At 56.9% G+C, this 16,914-nt stretch carries 17 protein-coding genes, 2 tRNA genes and 1 pseudogene; 14 read left to right on the forward strand and 6 right to left on the reverse strand.

Going from position 1 to position 16,914, the window contains the following annotated elements; all coding sequences use genetic code 11:
- The first annotated feature begins 78 nt into the window (after positions 1–78).
- The 3 genes from AUQ37_RS02490 to AUQ37_RS02500 all read left to right on the forward strand — a co-directional run bounded on the left by AUQ37_RS02490 (position 79) and on the right by AUQ37_RS02500 (position 1,949).
- Positions 79–807 carry a B12-binding domain-containing protein gene (locus AUQ37_RS02490; RefSeq protein ID WP_235584832.1) on the forward strand — a complete coding sequence of 243 codons (729 nt, stop codon included), beginning with the start codon at positions 79–81 and terminating at the stop codon, positions 805–807.
- A gap of 134 nt (positions 808–941) precedes the next feature.
- Entirely contained in the window at positions 942–1,751 is an 810-nt protein-coding gene (locus AUQ37_RS02495) for a 30S ribosomal protein S3ae (RefSeq protein ID WP_058747278.1), read from the forward strand.
- A gap of 88 nt (positions 1,752–1,839) precedes the next feature.
- A tRNA-Met gene (locus tag AUQ37_RS02500) sits at positions 1,840–1,949 on the forward strand.
- A 410-nt stretch (positions 1,950–2,359) separates the two neighbouring features.
- On the opposite strand, the gene AUQ37_RS02505 is transcribed toward AUQ37_RS02500, so the two are convergent.
- The 3 genes from AUQ37_RS02505 to AUQ37_RS02515 are packed head-to-tail and all read right to left on the reverse strand — an operon-like array spanning position 2,360 to position 5,047.
- Entirely contained in the window at positions 2,360–3,133 is a 774-nt protein-coding gene (locus AUQ37_RS02505) for an ABC transporter permease (protein ID WP_058747279.1), read from the reverse strand.
- Positions 3,134–3,158: 25 nt separating this feature from the next.
- Positions 3,159–4,085 carry an ABC transporter ATP-binding protein gene (locus AUQ37_RS02510; protein ID WP_058747280.1) on the reverse strand — a complete coding sequence of 309 codons (927 nt, stop codon included), beginning with the start codon at positions 4,083–4,085 and terminating at the stop codon, positions 3,159–3,161.
- Positions 4,082–5,047 carry a hypothetical protein gene (locus AUQ37_RS02515; RefSeq protein WP_157844256.1) on the reverse strand — a complete coding sequence of 322 codons (966 nt, stop codon included), beginning with the start codon at positions 5,045–5,047 and terminating at the stop codon, positions 4,082–4,084. The genes AUQ37_RS02510 and AUQ37_RS02515 overlap by 4 nt, the downstream gene beginning before the upstream one ends.
- A 446-nt stretch (positions 5,048–5,493) precedes the next feature.
- Here AUQ37_RS02515 and AUQ37_RS12830 point away from each other — a divergent pair, with 446 nt between their 5' ends.
- The 3 genes from AUQ37_RS12830 (at position 5,494) to AUQ37_RS12835 (ending at position 6,900) form a co-directional block, all read left to right on the forward strand.
- On the forward strand, positions 5,494–5,622 hold the full coding sequence (locus AUQ37_RS12830; protein ID WP_255354869.1) for a hypothetical protein: 129 nt from the start codon (positions 5,494–5,496) through the stop codon (positions 5,620–5,622).
- Positions 5,623–5,728: 106 nt separating this feature from the next.
- Positions 5,729–6,310 carry an ArsA family ATPase gene (locus tag AUQ37_RS10630; protein ID WP_201013658.1) on the forward strand — a complete coding sequence of 194 codons (582 nt, stop codon included), beginning with the start codon at positions 5,729–5,731 and terminating at the stop codon, positions 6,308–6,310.
- Positions 6,244–6,900, forward strand: coding sequence for an ArsA family ATPase (locus tag AUQ37_RS12835; protein ID WP_201013659.1), 657 nt, complete (start codon positions 6,244–6,246; stop codon positions 6,898–6,900). The genes AUQ37_RS10630 and AUQ37_RS12835 overlap by 67 nt, the downstream gene beginning before the upstream one ends.
- On the opposite strand, the gene AUQ37_RS02530 is transcribed toward AUQ37_RS12835, so the two are convergent.
- Positions 6,887–7,093 (reverse strand): hypothetical protein, encoded by a 207-nt coding sequence (locus AUQ37_RS02530; protein ID WP_058747283.1) that lies wholly within the window; start codon positions 7,091–7,093, stop codon positions 6,887–6,889. The genes AUQ37_RS12835 and AUQ37_RS02530 overlap by 14 nt on opposite strands.
- Before the next feature lie 234 nt (positions 7,094–7,327).
- Between AUQ37_RS02530 and AUQ37_RS02535 the strand changes: the two genes are divergently transcribed.
- The 7 genes and pseudogenes from AUQ37_RS02535 (at position 7,328) to AUQ37_RS02565 (ending at position 12,609) form a co-directional block, all read left to right on the forward strand.
- Positions 7,328–7,708 carry a hypothetical protein gene (locus AUQ37_RS02535; RefSeq protein WP_058747284.1) on the forward strand — a complete coding sequence of 127 codons (381 nt, stop codon included), beginning with the start codon at positions 7,328–7,330 and terminating at the stop codon, positions 7,706–7,708.
- On the forward strand, positions 7,705–8,310 hold the full coding sequence (locus AUQ37_RS02540; RefSeq protein WP_058747285.1) for a TIGR00296 family protein: 606 nt from the start codon (positions 7,705–7,707) through the stop codon (positions 8,308–8,310). Before AUQ37_RS02535 ends, AUQ37_RS02540 begins: the two co-directional genes overlap by 4 nt.
- Positions 8,307–9,509 (forward strand): dihydroorotase family protein, encoded by a 1,203-nt coding sequence (locus tag AUQ37_RS02545; protein ID WP_201013660.1) that lies wholly within the window; start codon positions 8,307–8,309, stop codon positions 9,507–9,509. Before AUQ37_RS02540 ends, AUQ37_RS02545 begins: the two co-directional genes overlap by 4 nt.
- Positions 9,510–9,566: 57 nt before the next feature.
- Positions 9,567–10,691: a YkgJ family cysteine cluster protein gene (locus AUQ37_RS02550; protein ID WP_235584833.1), complete on the forward strand. Its 1,125-nt coding sequence runs from the start codon at positions 9,567–9,569 to the stop codon at positions 10,689–10,691.
- Between the two features lie 154 nt (positions 10,692–10,845).
- Positions 10,846–11,016: a 50S ribosomal protein L37e gene (locus tag AUQ37_RS02555; protein ID WP_058747286.1), complete on the forward strand. Its 171-nt coding sequence runs from the start codon at positions 10,846–10,848 to the stop codon at positions 11,014–11,016.
- Between the two features lie 31 nt (positions 11,017–11,047).
- Positions 11,048–12,450 (forward strand): annotated as a pseudogene (gene purF / locus AUQ37_RS13405) (amidophosphoribosyltransferase).
- A gap of 86 nt (positions 12,451–12,536) precedes the next feature.
- Positions 12,537–12,609: transfer RNA gene (locus AUQ37_RS02565), tRNA-Ala, on the forward strand.
- A 478-nt stretch (positions 12,610–13,087) separates the two neighbouring features.
- On the opposite strand, the gene AUQ37_RS02575 is transcribed toward AUQ37_RS02565, so the two are convergent.
- Entirely contained in the window at positions 13,088–13,651 is a 564-nt protein-coding gene (locus AUQ37_RS02575; RefSeq protein ID WP_058747288.1) for a hypothetical protein, read from the reverse strand.
- 297 nt (positions 13,652–13,948) lie between these two features.
- Between AUQ37_RS02575 and AUQ37_RS02580 the strand changes: the two genes are divergently transcribed.
- The gene (locus AUQ37_RS02580) at positions 13,949–15,388 is read left to right on the forward strand and encodes a nicotinate phosphoribosyltransferase (RefSeq protein WP_058747289.1); all 1,440 of its coding nucleotides are present in this window, start codon (positions 13,949–13,951) and stop codon (positions 15,386–15,388) included.
- Positions 15,389–15,481: 93 nt separating this feature from the next.
- Here AUQ37_RS02580 and AUQ37_RS02585 read toward each other — a convergent pair whose 3' ends face one another.
- The gene (locus AUQ37_RS02585; protein ID WP_235584836.1) at positions 15,482–16,825 is read right to left on the reverse strand and encodes an MFS transporter; all 1,344 of its coding nucleotides are present in this window, start codon (positions 16,823–16,825) and stop codon (positions 15,482–15,484) included.
- Between the last annotated feature and the right edge of the window lie 89 nt (positions 16,826–16,914).

The raw sequence follows: 16,914 nt of genomic DNA on the forward strand, positions 1-16,914 counted from the left end.
TTTTTATTTTATCGGATCCCTGCGGATCCGAACCTTTTCGGAGTGTTCTATAAAGGCACTCAAGCGCTCTGAGCTCCGATGTTGACCCAGGAGGACGCTGAACGCGCCGCCCGGAGAGCGGTGATGAATTACAGCGCAGCGGCTGCCCGCGATATATCGGAAAGGGCCCTGGCCGGAGGGCTCGATCTGATATCCCTGATCACAAACGGATTCACGGCCGGCATCAAGGAGATAGGGAGGCAGTACGACCGCAGGGAGATCATGCTCCCTCAGCTTATGGCCGCCGGCAGTGCGATGAAGGCCGGAGTGGATATCCTGACTCCCCATCTGGGCAGCCCCGCTGACGGGTCGATGCTGGGGAAGTTCGTCATCTGCACCATAGAGGGGGATATCCATTCCATCGGCAAGGACATCTGCGCCGCCCTCCTGCAGGCCGCCGGGTTCTCGGTCGTCAATCTGGGGCGCGATGTGCGTGTTAAGTTCATCGCAGATGCTGTGGAGGACGACGGCGCGGTGGCGGTGGGGACGTCCGCGCTCATGACCTCCACCATGGTCAACCAGAGGCGCTTGGAGGAGATGATGGCCGACAGGGGCCTCAAAGGGAAGGTCATCACCAATGTCGGCGGCGGTCCCGTGACCCAGGATTGGGCAGACGAGATCGGCGCAGATGTGTTCTCGGAGAACGCCGAGGACTGCGTCCGGAAGATGCGCGCCGCACTCGGGGAGAAGACCGGAGATGCAGGCGCTGCTTCTGCCGGAGCGTCTCCTGATGAGAATGTTATAAATAATAGCGGTACCACCCATTGATGGAATTTATTATATTTTTAGGTGAATTTTTCAACATCTGGATGTTGTTCGGAAGATGAATTCCTAAATTCGGACCTCTCTGGTAATCTTTTTATACGCTCCGAAGATAGGCGACAGCAATAGGAGTCACCGAAATGGCAGCACCCGGAGCAGAGAAGAGGGCCGCAGAGGCCAAGGCCGCCGCCGACAAGGCAGCGGCTGCCGCAGAGCCCGCTAAGGATACGAAGAAGTCCGCGCCCGCAGCGAAGACCGCAGGCGGCAGGAAGAGCAAGGACAAATGGAAGGCGAAGGAGTGGTACCAGATTCACGCTCCCCGCATGTTCAATGAGGTCGTCGTCGGAGAGACCCCCGCGGTCGACCCCGAGGCCCTCATGAACAGGAAGGTGGAGATCACCGTCAAGGACCTGACTGGCGACCTCACCAGGATGCACATCAAGCTGAAGTTCAAGATCGTCGGAGTGGACGGGCACGAGGCCAAGACCGAGTTCATCGGCCATGAGTTCGCCGCCGACCACGTCCGCAGGCTCACCCGCAGGAAGAAGACCAAGACCGACCACGTCGTCGATGTCACCACCGCCGACGGCTATGTCGTGAGGATCAAGACGATGGCCATCGCCGACCGCAGGATCCAGTCTTCCCAGGAGGACGCCATGCGCGCCGCCATCGGGGAGTACCTGGTGAGCTTCGCCAAAGACAAGAAGCTGTCCGATGTTGTGAAGGCCGTCATCTCCGGAGACATGTCCAAGGACACCGCCAAGGCATGCCATGTCATCGTCCCCATCAAGAGGGTCGAGATCCGCAAGACCGAGGTCCTCAGGAAGGGAGAGGGAGAGCCCGACCCCATCATCGAGGCCCCCCAGCCCGAGGAAGCTCCTGCAGAGGAGGCTCCCGCAGAGGCCGCCGAAGCCCCTGCAGAGGCCACTGCTGAGGAGACCAAGGAGTGATTTCCCCGCAGGCGCAGGCCTGCGGGATCCAAACCTCTTCCGCCCATCCAATAGGGTTATAAACCCTGAGAGGATGGGGCGATTCAGCGCCGGGATGGCTCAGCCTGGTAGAGCGTCGGACTCATAGGGTTTGGTTTAATAACTGACCTCACCAGGGAAATCCGAAGGCCGAGGGTTCGAACCCCTCTCCCGGCACCAACTTTCCATTATTCCAGAATTCCGTGATGGTTCCCGCTGCCCGTTGGCGGCCGATCCGGAAGCCCGGCTGTGCCGGCAGATTCCATTTTGACCCAGACTCGGCAATGTTAGATATGCATCTCCGACATTGCGATTCGTGCTTCTTGAACATCCGGCCATGCCGGTACGGACTCGATCTGCGGTCCGGTTTCCGACAGGAAGAGACACATGGGAGCAGTGCCGGCAATGTGAATGGGTGCTCGGGCAGGATGCTCCCGACACCTTCCGAAGGCCTGGCCGGGCTCCGGGTCCAAACGAACTTGGACTGTGCGAAGCTCCCCGCGAGATGATCTTCGGCAGCTGTCCGTGATGAAGATCGATGGCAGTTCGGTACAGTGCAAGTCTCAGATAGATCCAGGCGAGATGGCGTCTCATTTGATGTCCCTGTATCTGAAGACGAATGCGGCGACTATCGTCGAGAATACTGCATAAACAGACATTACAGAACATGCCAATGCGGTATCGGGGCGATATTCGTCAGTATACAGGCCGCTGCTTCCGTCGATATGGAATTCCGTGACGTCACCGAGAACGTAATTTTCGAGGATGCCGGACTCGTACCCTATACTGTACCACGGCTCTGTTGTGAAACTCATATTTTGCATGAATATCTGGAGGACTATAAGCAAGAAGAATGAGACTATCATTGCAATGCTGCCCTTCGGCGATAATGCACTGAACAGCAGGCATATCCCGGTAATCGCCAACAGGTATAATGTGGCCAGCGGTATCGCGGCGAATGCGCGGGACGGAACGTCCCCTGTATCGATGAAACACGCGACGAACGTTATTGCATAGTAGAATGCCAGGACGATCATCGATGGAAAGAATCCCGACAGGAACTTTCCGATAAACAGCGTGTTCCGGCTTATGGGCTTTGTGAAGGTTATGAACCCGGACCTGCGTTCGAACTCTTCCGAAAGGGAATCAGTGGACATGACAATGGCACTGATGGCCAGAACAAGCGGTGCGGAAGCCATAAACGGCCTCAGGAATGCATATTGTGTATCCGAACCGTTCATTCCGGATGCCTCTCCGTTGCCATTGGCGTATGCAAAGGCAAATATCACGGCCGCACACAGCATCGGAAACAGCAACCTATAGCTCAGGATTTTCCTGCGTCCTTCGAATCCGGTTACAATCATGGCCTGTTTAATTTGATGCCCATGTTCATCTGCTGTTGCCTCCTGTCACATCCATGAACACTTCTTCCAACGGATCCTTTTTGCAGACTGAATATACGCGGATTCCGCTATCAGTCAATGTTTTAACCAATTCTGCCTGCAGTTCCGGTCCTCCATCGATCCTGATGGACATCTCGTTACCAGATGAACCGACTTCGATGACTCCGGGGATCCTGGATACCATGGAGATGGTTTCTTTCTCAATCTGGCCAATAACCGAGATCATCACCGTGGACCTGCGGATGATCTCCTCCATAGCGCCCCGTCTGACCGTTCTGCCGCAGTCGATTATCACTGCGCTGTCGCAAAGGCCCTCAACTTCGTGGAGCATGTGAGAGCTCATGAGGATCGTTTTCCCTTCACGATTGAGTTTTTTCAATATGCTGTTGAATTCAGCCGAACCTTTGGGATCCAGCCCCGATGTGGGTTCATCCAGAATAAGCACTTCCGGATCGCCCAACAGGGATTGAGCGAGAACGATCCTCTGTTTCATGCCCTTCGAATAGGATCCGATCCTCCTATCTGAACGGCTGTCGGACATGCCGACTATTCCCAGGACACGTTCCGTTTCGGATTTTGCATCTTCCGCAGTCATCCCCGAGATTTTTCCAAGGTAATCCAGATATCTTCTTGCGGTCACATCAGGGTAGATCTCCGGAGATTCTATCACGCAGCCGACGTCTGACAGAGCTTCGACCGTATCCTCGGCGACATCGATTCCGTTCAGGAGGACCCTCCCTGAATCGGGCTGCAGCATGTTAGTGCACAGCTTCAGGGTCGTGCTCTTTCCGGAGCCGTTAGGACCCAGTAGTGCAGTGAAACTTCCCCTGCTGACGGCGAAAGAGATGCTGTCGACGGCGCGGGTCCCTCTGAACGTTTTCACCAGGTCTTCGACGAGCAGTGTTCCGTTCATCCCATCGCTCCGTATTCGAATTCAATGATCTGCTTGGATGTGATGTTGCATGAATCATCAAGTCCGTATATGGTGACGGTTCCAGACATTTCGAGAACAAGGCTGCCTGTATCATTCACGCTTATGCTGTAATGAATCTGCGGGACGATATAGATCCCGTCATTTCTCAGGTACGGTGTGAGATTGTCGCTCTGATATGTTGTTTCAGAGCCTACATACGCCTCATATGTAAGGAACTCGGCCGGAATCTCTGTTCCTTCCAACAATATCTCCGTCCTGATATTCTTTCTCTCATAGGGTACAATCATGTTGAGTTCTAGATATGCATTGACCGTACCGCTCTTCTCCGCCCCATTCTCTTCGCCGGTCAGATTGCATCCGTTAAGCTCGTCCTTCTTCTGTGTCTCTATGGAGTTTACATACGTCATATCCATCTTATATGAGATGATCAAGTCGAACTGAGCAAATTGAAAATCGCCCTCTGTTCCGACCACTGTTGTTCCTGTGAATTTTATGCTCTGAAGGGCCCTGTCCGACTCATAGAACTGAAGGCTGTCCCCGGAAACAGGATCCTTGTAGAGACATGAGATGCCAGGACCGTTGTCAGTATCTCTGCCTGAGTCCAGCGGGATCAATGAGTGTATGGACGATTTATAGGAGTAATGAAGGTCGAACGGCAGGTATTTGTAATCTTCATTGACGGTTGCTCTGATGTAGATGTCGCACGTCACCTCATCATCAGAACTCCTATGTGCGCTGAGGTCGGAATCAACCGTTATGTTCTGATAGTTCCTGTCATCGATCCTCACCGATGATTTGCAATCGGCATCATATGCCGAACCATATATGATCTCCACATCCGACCTAGAATTATCATGAATGGCATAGAGACCGGACAATGACAGTACGAACAAGACGGCAATCGCACCCAAAATGACAAGTTTTTTCTTCATTTCAGCCACAGAAATGGATCCGGCCCGAAGACCGGAAGTTCAATTCATGAATAGAATTCAATTGTTCCATTTTGACCGCGTCATCGACAAACACGGCAGCATCATATGTTGTTTTTCAACTGCATTGTTTTTCACTTCTCCCCCAGATTCTGTCCCATTGATGCATAGAATAATTAAGCAGGGCAATACGGTTAGTGTTGCCAACACAATTGCCCTGTTCTTCACACTATTCATTCTATACGTGTCTTGATTTCATTTTCGACACAATAATGGGACATGATTAACATCATGATTCAGATATCAAATTGCTTAGTTCAATTATATATAGTCAATCTCGAACTCGTTCTGGAATTTGCTGAGGCCCTAAGGGGGTCATCTTTTCAGAAAGCTTGTCTGAATGAGGTGTTCCTGCGGGGGATCGCATTCACGCGGAATGGGATGGCCGGCCAACGGTGATGGCCGACTTGATGTTGGGTGCGGCATCAGCTGCGGCGCTGTCCGCAGCGTCCGGCATGTGCGGGGGCTTCCTCAGCTGGTTCGGGCTGTCCCAGTACAGCACACCGGAGGACAGGGAAAGCTCATAGGCATCAAGAAGAAAGCATGGAGCCTAAGATTTCCGGACCCTCCTCATTAACTCATGCCAGATTTGCCGAGTTAGAGTTTTAATCTGCGTACCGTACTGTTGCCGCAATGAGGCTCATTATCTACAACGGCAAGGGGGGCGTGGGCAAGACATCCGTCTCGGTCGCCACCGCGCTCCGTCTGGCACAGAAGGGCCACCGCACAATGCTCATGAGCGTGGACACTGCCCACTCGGTAGGCGACTCGCTCGATGTCAGGCTGGGGGCCGAACCCGTGACGGTCGCTCCGAACCTCGATGCCTTCGAGATCGATATAATCCACGAGATGAAGACCAAATGGGGCGCCATCAACGACTATCTCCAGGCATTCATGCTGTCCCAGGGTCTGGACGGCATCACCGCCGACGAGATGGCGATCCTCCCGGGGATGGAGATGGTGGCGGCCCTGCTCTACGTCCTGACGTTCGAGAAGGAGGGAAGGTACGATGTCGTGGTCATCGATACCGCTCCGACCGGAGAGACCCTCAGGCTGCTCTCGTTCCCCGATGTGTCCAACTGGTACATCGACAAGATCTTCTCCGTCGTCTCCAGGCTCATGGGGCTGGCGAGGATGACTATAGGCGCATGGTGGACTTCCCGCTGCCGACCAAGGAGGTCATGGACTCTGTCATGGTGCTCAAGGACCAGATGAAGCAGGTCAAGAGGATCCTCGAGGACTCCGAGAAAACCACCGTGAGGCTGGTCCTCAATCCCGAGAGGATGGCGATAAACGAGACCCGCCGTTCCTATTCCTATATGTGCCTCTACAACAAGAACGTGGAGTGCCTGATCGTGAACAAGGTCATCCCGGAGGATGCCGACGGGGACTTCATGAAAAGCAAACTGTCCGAGCAGGACGGCTACATGAGGATGATCGACGAGTCCTTCTCCGGACTGAAGATCATGAAAGCATACCTCATGAGCACCGAGGTCCGCGGCAAGGACAGGTTGTGCATGCTGGCAGACCAGATCTTCGGCGATTCGGATCCTATCGAGACCTACAGCTCTGAGAGTCCGATGAAGTTCACCGCCGGTCCGGACGGCCTCACCGAGCTCCGGATCAAGATGCCGTTCGTCCCGAAGGACCAGGTGGAACTTTTTAAGGGCAAGGAGAACACTATCATAATCCACGCAGGGAGCCAGAAACGCACCGTGTCCCTACCGACATCCCTTTCCGGAGCGGATATCGTCGGAGCGGACTTCGGCGGCCAGGCCCTCATAGTGAAGTTCAGGAAGGAATGACCATGGCAGACGGCGCGAACGACGAGGATCTCAGGAAGTTCGAAGAGGAGAACAGGGAGATGATCGACAGGATCATCGCCAAGAGGAAGGCCGAGGAGGAGGCCGCGGACAGGGCCCGCTTCGAGGAGATGCGCGGGCGCATCGAGGAGCAGGAGAGGCGCGCCTCGGCAGACGAGAGATACAGGGCGGCCATGGCCCGGGAGGCAGAGGAGGAGAGCGCCGCACCGCTTATGACGATGCCGCGGACCGCGCCTACAGCGCTTTCGGAGATGCCAGGGACAGGGCGGCGGACTTCGCCCGCGACCAGGAGGAGTACGCTTACAGGCGCTCCCGCGAGGCCAGGGACCGCATCCGCGGCAGGTATGCGGACGAACGCCGCTACGCCTTCGAGGCGGCCGACGAGGCGAGGGAGAACATCAGAGACGACATGGACCGCATCCGCAGATATGCGAACGAGGATATGGAGCGCGTATTCAGCCCCTTCACCGACCCGAAGTTCCAGCAGCACCTGGTCGGGGCCGGCCTGGAGGCCTGGATGGCGCTCAACTCCCTCCTCAGGAGCAGCAGCGCTCCCGATTTCATGAAGGATTTCGCCGACATGGCCGACCGCAGCAAGAACATCGAGTACTGCCGGAAGAACGAGTACTGCCGGAGCAAGAAGAACCCTGACGCGCCGCGCTACCGCGGCGGATACGGGAGCTATCGGCCGGAGAAAGAGAAGCCGTCCGACGGGCCCACCCCCATATCGATCAATATCGCCGATGCCTCCGGGAAGAAGGAAGAGGACGGAGAGGGCAAGGGGGAGTGAGCCTGCTCACGGACGGCGAGGGGGCCTGCATCGTCAGGGCGGCCAGGACTGTGGTGGAGGCCGAGGCCGCCGGCAGGGACATAACGCTCCCGGAGGGCCTCCCGGCATCCATGGACAAGAACCGCGGCGTCTTCGTGACCCTGGAGAAAGAGGGAAGGCTCAGGGGATGCATAGGGATCGTCATGCCCGTCTACCCCGCCCGCCAGGCCCTCGCATATGCGGCGAGGGACGTCTGCCGCGATCCGCGCTTCCCCCCGCTCAGGGATAACGAGCCCGCCGCCTGCATCGTGGAAGTATCGGTCCTCACTCCTCCCGAGAAGATAGAGTATTCCGACCCAAGGGACCTTCCGGGGATGATCGTCCTCGGCAGGGACGGTCTGCTGCTGAATTACAGGCGCAACGCCAAGTCGTGCCGCAGCGCCGTATTCCTCCCGCAGGTGCCGGCGGAGCAGGGATGGAACGCCGAGGAGTACCTCTCCAACCTATGCGAGAAGGCCGGCCTGCAGGATGATGCCTGGCTCTCCGGGGTCATCGAGTTCAGCAGGTTCTCCGCCGAGGTGTTCTCCGAGGAAACTCCGCGCGGGAAGGTCGTCAGGGTATGACCCAGGAGCCGGAGACCGTCCTCTGCGGCAGGATGTACCGCGGAGGGGAGCTGAAGTACACGGAGGTCGGCATAACCGACGGGAAGATCGTCACCGTCGGGAGCCTGGTGTCCGGCGGGGAGGACAGGATAGAGCTCGGCTCGAGCATGACCGTGCTCCCCGGCTTCATGGACCCGCATGTGCATTTCCGCGACCCCGGGATGACCCAGAAGGAGACATTCTCGACCGGGTCCATGTCAGCCCTATGCGGAGGCGTCACCTGCGTCCTCGATATGCCGAACACCAAGCCGCCGGTCACCGATATCGATACCCTCATGCGCAAGAAGGCCGCGGTCGCCGGGCGCTCGTATACCGACTACGGGCTTTTCGCCGCTCTCACAAAAGGGTGCCGGGCATCGCTTCTGGCACCGTATGTTCCGGCCTTCAAGCTCTTCATGGGTTCGACCACCGGGAACATCCTCTTCAACGATGACTCGGAGATCCCGGACGTTATGGCCGATGTCGCCCGTACCGGGAAGGTCGTCAGCGTGCACGCGGAAGACGACGACCTCATCGCGAAGGGCATCGAGGAGAAGTGCTGCCAGGACCACCTAAGGGACCGCCCTGCCGAGGCCGAGTACTCGGCGCTCAGGCGTTTGGCGAGGTACTCAGGCTCCAACAGGATCAATATCTGCCATTGCACCAACGCCCCTCAGGCCGAGGAGGCGCACCGCCTGGGGTTCACCACCGAGGTGGCCATGCACCATCTGACGTTCTTCACCGGGAGATATGAGAGCGCCCTATACAAGGTCAACCCGCCGATCAGGGATAAAGTATCCCGCGACGGCCTCAGGGAGCTGTTCAGGCGCGGGGGCATTGACATGTTCGGTTCCGACCATGCCCCGCACACCCTCGATGAGAAATCGGCCGATTTCGATTCGGCGCCCGGGGGCATACCCGGCGTGGAGACCCAGATACCAATGGCCGCCGAGATGGTGAGGTCTGGGGAGATCCCCCTGGAGCTGCTGGTCTCCATGGGCGCCGAGAACCCCGGCAGGATATTCTCCCAGCCTAAGGGCAGGATAGAGCCCGGATACGATGCCGACTTCGCGATCTTCGATATGCGCAGGGTCACCGAGATAGACGCCTCCAAACTGCATTCGAGGCCGGATTCACCCCTTACCGCGGGATGCGCGCGGTGTTCCCCGATACCGTTATAATAAGGGGCCAGGTACAGGTCTCAGAAGGGGAGCCCTGCGCGGAGCCCCTCGGAAGGGATGTCTGTGGCCGAGTACGTAGTCGATTATTCCGAGGTTGCCGGGAAGAAGGCGGAATGCATTGAAGGCTGCGGCATGTGCTGTCTGTGCCAGCCGGAGGTCCTGCCTTCCGAGCGTGCCTATTTCAAGGAGAACCATCCCCGGGACCTGGTGAGGACCAAAGGGCCCGAGCCCTACACCGCCCTCGCCCTCAAGAAAGGCTGCGGTTCCTGCGTCTTCCTGAACGGGGACCGGCGCTGCAGGGTGTACGGCCACAGGACCACCTACTGCAGGCAGTACCCGTACCACCTCTATGCCTCGGACCGCGTGCAGGTGGAACTGGACCTTTCCTGCCGCGGGCTGTGGACAGGGCGCGGTGCCTCTGCCCTGGATGAGGCGAAGGCCGTAGTGGCCGCCGCCTCCGACCGGCTTTCAGAGGCGGTGAAGGACGCATCGGCGGTCTACGAGGAGTTCTATGCCAATGCCCGCGCCGCCGGGGTCATGGCCGATTCGTCCATGCTCAGGATGTCGGTGTCGGAGCATCTGGACGATTTCACGGACCTCGGGTTCATATCCCAGATACTGGCTCTTTCCGACTCCGATTCCGAGATGTCCATTTCCGGAGCGCTCAGGGGAGCGGCGTACGACATCAATGACCTGAACGATGCCGCCCGTGCGGCGGCCATGGAATCGCTGTCGTCAGAGGATCCGGTCAACCTTCCCGTATACTGCGGCGAGGACCTCTCCTGGAACATATTCTCGGCCGCCGAGTCCGAGATCGTCTGGCACGTCCTGGACGGCGATGGGAACCTGGAGAGGAAAGGCTCCGCGCCCCCGCAGTCCATAAGGATCAACGTCCCCAACGACGAGGGCAGGAAGGTCCTCGCCGACTACATCAGGGTGCTGAACGGCCGCGACAGCTTCCTCGGGAGTGTCTACTGGCTCATCGACGCCGACGGGTACGCTGACGATATGGCCAACGCCTATTACGGGAGCATGGCCACGGCAGTCCTGGACATCCTCTGGAGGACAGCCCTCCTGGACAGGTTCTTCGGCACCGGTTTCGGGGCCAGGGGCATCAGGGATGCGGTGATCTTCTACGACATGGACAGGCTGGACGCGCCCGCTATCGGAGCGTTCGTCTGACCTCCGCCGGGGCCCTATTTTAATAGGATAACCTTTAATACTGACTGCTTTATCGCATGCCTGATAAGCCGCGGCCATGGCGTACAGTGCCTGAAGGACGCGGAGACGGCACACCTGCGGGCGGGGCCGTATAAACGATAAAGGAGACTTCGAAATGGGAGCAGGTACAGCAGCACAGGGAAGGCACAACAAATTCAAGACCCATATCCCCTGCCGCAGGTGCGGGAAGCGCTCGTACAACGTCAGGAAGGGCTACTGCGCTTCCTGCGGCTACGGCAAGACCGCGAGGATCAGGTCCTACGAGTGGGCCAAGATCCGCGACTGACGGGATAAGGGAAACAGTTCAACGGATCATCATGGGCCCTTGGCATCACTGCGGAGTAGTCGGCATCGCCGCCGATCATAACGTGGTACCTTCTCTGCAGAAGGTCCTGATGATCATCCAGAACCGCGGACAGGATTCCGCGGGGATCTCCGTCTACGACGGGATGAAGATAAACACGGTGAAGGACATCGGTCTTGTCCAGACCGCTCTTCCCAAAAGCCGCATCGAGAACCTCTCGGGCAAGATAGGCATAGGGCACGTGAGGTACGCCACCACCGGCTCCAAGGGGATCGAGAACGCCCAGCCTATGACCATGGTCGCTTCGGCGGGCATGATCGCCGTCGCGCATAACGGCGACATCACCAATTATGACAGGCTGAAGGCGAAGTACATGGAGTCCGGGTCCGCCTTCCAGACCAGTTCGGACACAGAGCTCATCATCAAGATCCTCAGCAAGAACCTCGGGCAGAACGGCGATTACGTAGCTGCTATCCGCTCCACCATGGGCGAGATCGGCTGTGCATATGCCCTTGCCTCATGATCAACGGGCGCCTGTTCGGGATCCGCGACCCCTGCGGGATCAGGCCCCTCATCATCGGGAAGCTGGACGACGGGTACATGGTGGTCTCCGAGAGCGCCGCCATCGATGCCCTCGGCGGTGAGATCGTCAGGGATGTCATGCCGGGGGAGATAGTGGAGCTGACCAAGGACGGCATAAAATCCTATCCTCCCAGGATAAAGGCCGACAGGGCGTACTGCATGTTCGAATGGGTCTATTTCGCGAGGCCCGATTCCGTCATCGACGGCATGTCCGTATACCAGGTCCGCAGGAACATCGGGAGGATCCTGGCCAGGGAGCACCCGTGCCCCGATGCCGACCTCGTCATGCCTATCCCCGATTCCGGGAGGGCGCACGCCATCGGGTTCTCGAACGAGTCCGGAGTCCCGTATGAGGAGGGCTTCATGAAGAACCGTTTCGCCGAGAGGACCTTCATCCTCCCTGACCAGAAGGAGAGGGAGAAGGCCGTTGCGACCAAGATGAACCCCATCAAGAGCACTGTGAGCGGCAAGAAGATCGTCATCGTCGATGATTCCATAGTCCGCGGCACCACTCTGAAACAGCTTGTCACCATGCTCAGGAACGCAGGCGCCGTCGAGGTCCACGTCAGGATCGGGTGCCCGCCGATCATCGCCCCCTGCTATTACGGGGTCGATATGAAGACGAGGGACCAGTTCATCGCCAACAAGCATGATGTCGAAGAGATCAGGAAGATAATCGGCGCCGACAGCCTCGGTTATATCAGCGTCCCCGGCCTGGTCGAGGCGTGCTGCAAGCCCGAATCGGAGCTCTGCCTTGCCTGCGTCACGGGCAGGTATCCTACCCGCATAGACGGCGAGGTCCAGCGTTTCCAAGCCCGTCTCGACACAGAGTGAGCCGGATACTGGCACTATGTTCTCCCAGCAGCCTCCGCGGCTTGAGAATCTATAAATACAACCATATAATCAAGGGTTCATCAACTGGGCAGGTAGATCAGTTGGAAGATCGCTACATTGGCATTGTAGAGGTCGTGAGTTCGAATCTCGCCCTGTCCACCTTTTTTATCACACCGATCGACGTCTGCTGCCGTATTGTCAGTCCGTTCCGATCAGACTCTGTACAGATTCCGTTGCACGGCATCCATTCTCACGGTCCACATGTTCCAGAATGGATGTCTAGACGCAGTGGGACATAACCGCGACGGGGAGGATCTGAAACAGACCAACATGGCCAGGGTCACGGACGGCGATGGGATACCGGTGATGTTTCGCATGCCCCAGGAAGTATAGCCGATATGGCGGTGATGCAACAGACTGTGCAGGACATTAAAGAGATGGAATGCAACGGTTCATGTTCATGGACAGGGTTCGAGACTATGGCCAATATATCTGCCTTTAAATTCAGGTGCATAACTAATGTTATTCTCTATTAGCGTGATTGTGGGCTTCATGTCATTTTACTTCTTTCAACTGTCTATTTAGTTTTTGAATTTTTTCATTCATTTCACTATACAATTTGATCATCATAACAATATCAATGCGTTATCTGTATCGAGATATCATCGTGCGTCTTATTCGCTGTTAAAATGACGAAGTCCAACGAGTTGATATCTTCCAACTTAATTTTTCCGTTCAAATGGAGCTCTATCACAGCCGTTCCGGATCCTCCGACAGTAATTACTTCTGGAGAGCCATTGGCCTTCGCTATGTAGATGGAATGTCCACCGTCCGGCCACGCTCTAACGTAAGCATATTTTGATGAAGTATCATCATTGAAACTGCATAGGACTTTGTCAACATCAAGTCCGGCAGGAATGGAGAATTCTACCCCCATATCATCCGCCCCACCTACGATCAAATCGGCAACGATGGTTGCACTCAGTGAGTTCTTGTCCCGTGTAAGGAAGATTATTCCCTCTACAGAAGTGCCGGCATCGGAACATGCCGCATCAAATTTAGTGAGCGATGCGAGTCCGTTATTGACTGGATTCCGATACTCGTGATATCCTTCATCCTTATCCAATGCAATATACGCGATTGTTGTTATCAGGAGTACAAATGATAAAATTGTAATGTATATTTTATGATTCTTCTTCATTATATCGCCTAATATCACTATTCATACATATTGGAATATACATCCAACATTATTTAATCGTATCGTAAAACAGAATTGACAGATCAACTGTGTTTTATATTTCCGAGTCAGTCATACGCCGTTATCTTCTTCTGATGTGCAGGAAATTCGGGCCATTTTTTGATTATGGATCGCCTTTCCGCCTCAAGAGATGCGGAAACGTTCGGTTGATTGAAGCGACCGCCGGCAGAAGCGGACACAGGTTCCGTTCTGTCCGTGCAGAAAATTAAAATCGGCCGGCGCATAGCCGCACTAAGCATGAACAAGGAAAACCTCTCGCTTCTCTGCGATTTCTATGAGTATACGATGGCCAACGGTTACTTAGAATCCGGGATGGAGGATAGGAAGGTCTGTTTCGACATGTTCTTCAGGAATGTGCCGGACGGCGGCGGTTTCGCCATCATGGCAGGGCTCGAGCAGGCCATAGAGCGCATCGAGAACATGCATTTCGAGGAGGAGGACATTGAATACTTCCGCTCCAAAGGGGTGTTCTCCGAGAGGTTCCTGGAGTATCTTCGGAAATTCAGATTCTCCGGCGACGTCTATGCGGTCCCAGAGGGTACGCCGATCTTCCCCATGGAGCCCATAGTCACCGTGGTCGCGCCTGCGCCGCAGGCCCAGATGCTGGAGACCCTGCTCCTGATGACCATCAACCATCAGTCCCTGATAGCCACCAAGGCCAACAGGATCGTCCGCGCCGCCGACGGGAGGGGCGTCGCGGAATTCGGGTCGCGCCGCGCTCAGGGGTCGGAGGCGGCCATCCTCGGCGCGAGGGCGGCCTACATCGGGGGGTGCGTAGGCACCGCCTGCACCCTGTCCGATGAGAGGTTCGGAGTGCCGGCAAGCGGCACCATGGCGCACAGCTGGGTCCTGATGTTCGATTCGGAGCTCGAGGCATTCAGGCAGTACTGCCGGCTCTACCCCGACAACGCCGTCCTTCTGGTGGACACATACGACGCCCTCGGGAGGGGCGTGCCGGATGCGATAACGGCGTTCAAGGAGGCCGGCATAACCAAGGGCGGCATCCGCCTCGATTCCGGGGACCTTGCGTTCCTTACCAGGAGGGCCCGCGCGATGCTCGATGAGGCCGGCCTCCCCGGCATAAAGATAGTCGCGTCCAACTCCCTGGACGAGTACATCATAAAGGACCTGATCGAGCAGGGCGCCTGCATCGATTCCTTCGGGGTCGGGGACAGGCTCATCACCAGCCACAGCAACCCGGTATTCGGAGGGGTCTACAAACTGGCGGCCGTGGAGGAGAACGGTCAGATAGTCCCGAAGATCAAGATCTCCAACAACGTCTCGAAGATCACCATTCCCGGATACAAGAAGGTCTACCGCCTCTACGGGAAGGCCGACGGCAGGGCGCTCGCCGACCTCGTATGCCTTGCCGACGAGGAGATCGATCAGTCCAAGCCGCTGACCATCTTCGACCCAGATGCCCCGTGGAAGAAGAAGACCCTGACAGATTTCACCGTCAGGCCCCTGCAGGTCAAGGTGTTCGAAGGCGGGAAGAAAGTGTATCGCTGCCCCCCGCTGGGCAAGGTCAGGGAATACTGCGCCGAGCAGATCGGCACCCTATGGGAAGAGGTCAAGAGGTTCTCCAACCCCCAGACTTATTATGTGGACCTGTCGGACAGGCTGTGGAAGATGAAGCGCTCCATGCTCGATAACGGCGGGCTGTACAGGCCGGAATGAACCGGCGCGGCCCGCCGCCCTCCTGAATGGCGGCGGACCGGAAAAGAGAGGGGCGGGCGCCCCTCTCGGAAAAGGTTTCGGGGACTGCAGACCTCAGTCGTTCTTCTCAGGCTTCCTCCCGAACTTCAGACCCTCGTCCTCATGCCCCTTCTCGACTGAGAGCAGAGCGCACACGAGAGCGATCAGCATCATGATGAATGCCATGAGCCAGAGGTCCTGGAACTCGCCCAGGGTCTTGTCGGAGATTATGAACCCTCCTATGGTGATGAGTATCGCGCCTCCGGCGAAGGGGAACAGGTTCAGGGCAGCCGTCGACGTACCTGCCATGGCCACCGGGAAGAGCTCCTTGATCTGCGCGTATGAGACCACGAAGAACCCGCCGAAGAACCCGAACAGGAAATTGATCGCTCCCTGGACCGCCATATTGTCCATGCCGTCGCTGCCGGCCGTCAGCCATATGACCGCCCAGACAAGGGTGTACACGGCAGTGCCGAACACCATGACCTTCTTCCTTGAGTGGAACACGCGGTCGGAAAGCATCCCTGCCAGGGGGCATCCGAACACCATCCCGATGCCGACCATGGTGACCATGAGCGACGCTTCGGTATTGGAGAAGTCATAGATGTTCTTGTAGAACGATCCGGACTGGGATGCCTGCCAGAGCATGATGGTGCCGTACATGAAGAAGAACCATATCGCAAGGGGCCAGAACTTCCTGCCCCCGCCGAACGTCAGCTTCAGGGCCTCGACGGTGCCCATCTTGGCCGATGTCGACTCGGTGACGGGCTCCCCGGTCTCCTCGGAGACGATCTCCTCGATGCTCGGGAGGCCGAGTTCCGAGGGGTGGTTCCTGACGAAGTACCAGCAGAGCAGCGAGATGGCGGCGGTGACGACCGCGAGGACCAGGTAGGTGTTCTGGATTCCCAGACCGTCCATCATCACGACCATCGGCGTGGCTGCGGCGATGCCTCCGACGTTCCCGACCAGGAGCAGGACGCCGCTCATCGATGCGAACTCGTTCTTCCTGTACCATACGGCCAGGACCTTCATTATCGGTATGTATACGACCGCGGCGCCGATCCCTATCAGGAACTTCCCGGCGATCATCAGGTCGAACTCGCTGAAGGTATCGGCGAGGGCGCTCAGCACGGAACCCAGCGCAATCAGCATGACGAATATGCTGGCGGCCTTCCTGGGCCCCATCCTGTCGGTGAGTATCCCGCTGGGTATCTGCATCAGCGTATAGGCGTATAGGTAGGCCGATGCGAGCAGGGCGATCGAGGACGAACCTACCTCGAACGAGTCCTGCAGGGTATCGGATATCGCACCTCCTGTCGTACGGTGGAAGTAGACGAAGAAGTACGCGATAGCCAGGACAATGAAGATGATCCATCTGTAGGACAGCATCTTCGTCTTCTTAGCATCGTCTATTGTCATACATATTCCTCCTGTGTATATTTACGACGAGGCAATCCAACCTCCTATTAGCATCTGAATGTAGGTAATTAACGGGGTTTGCGAACATG

Origin of the sequence: Candidatus Methanomethylophilus sp. 1R26 (assembly GCF_001481295.1) — an archaeon.
GTDB lineage: Archaea > Thermoplasmatota > Thermoplasmata > Methanomassiliicoccales > Methanomethylophilaceae > Methanomethylophilus.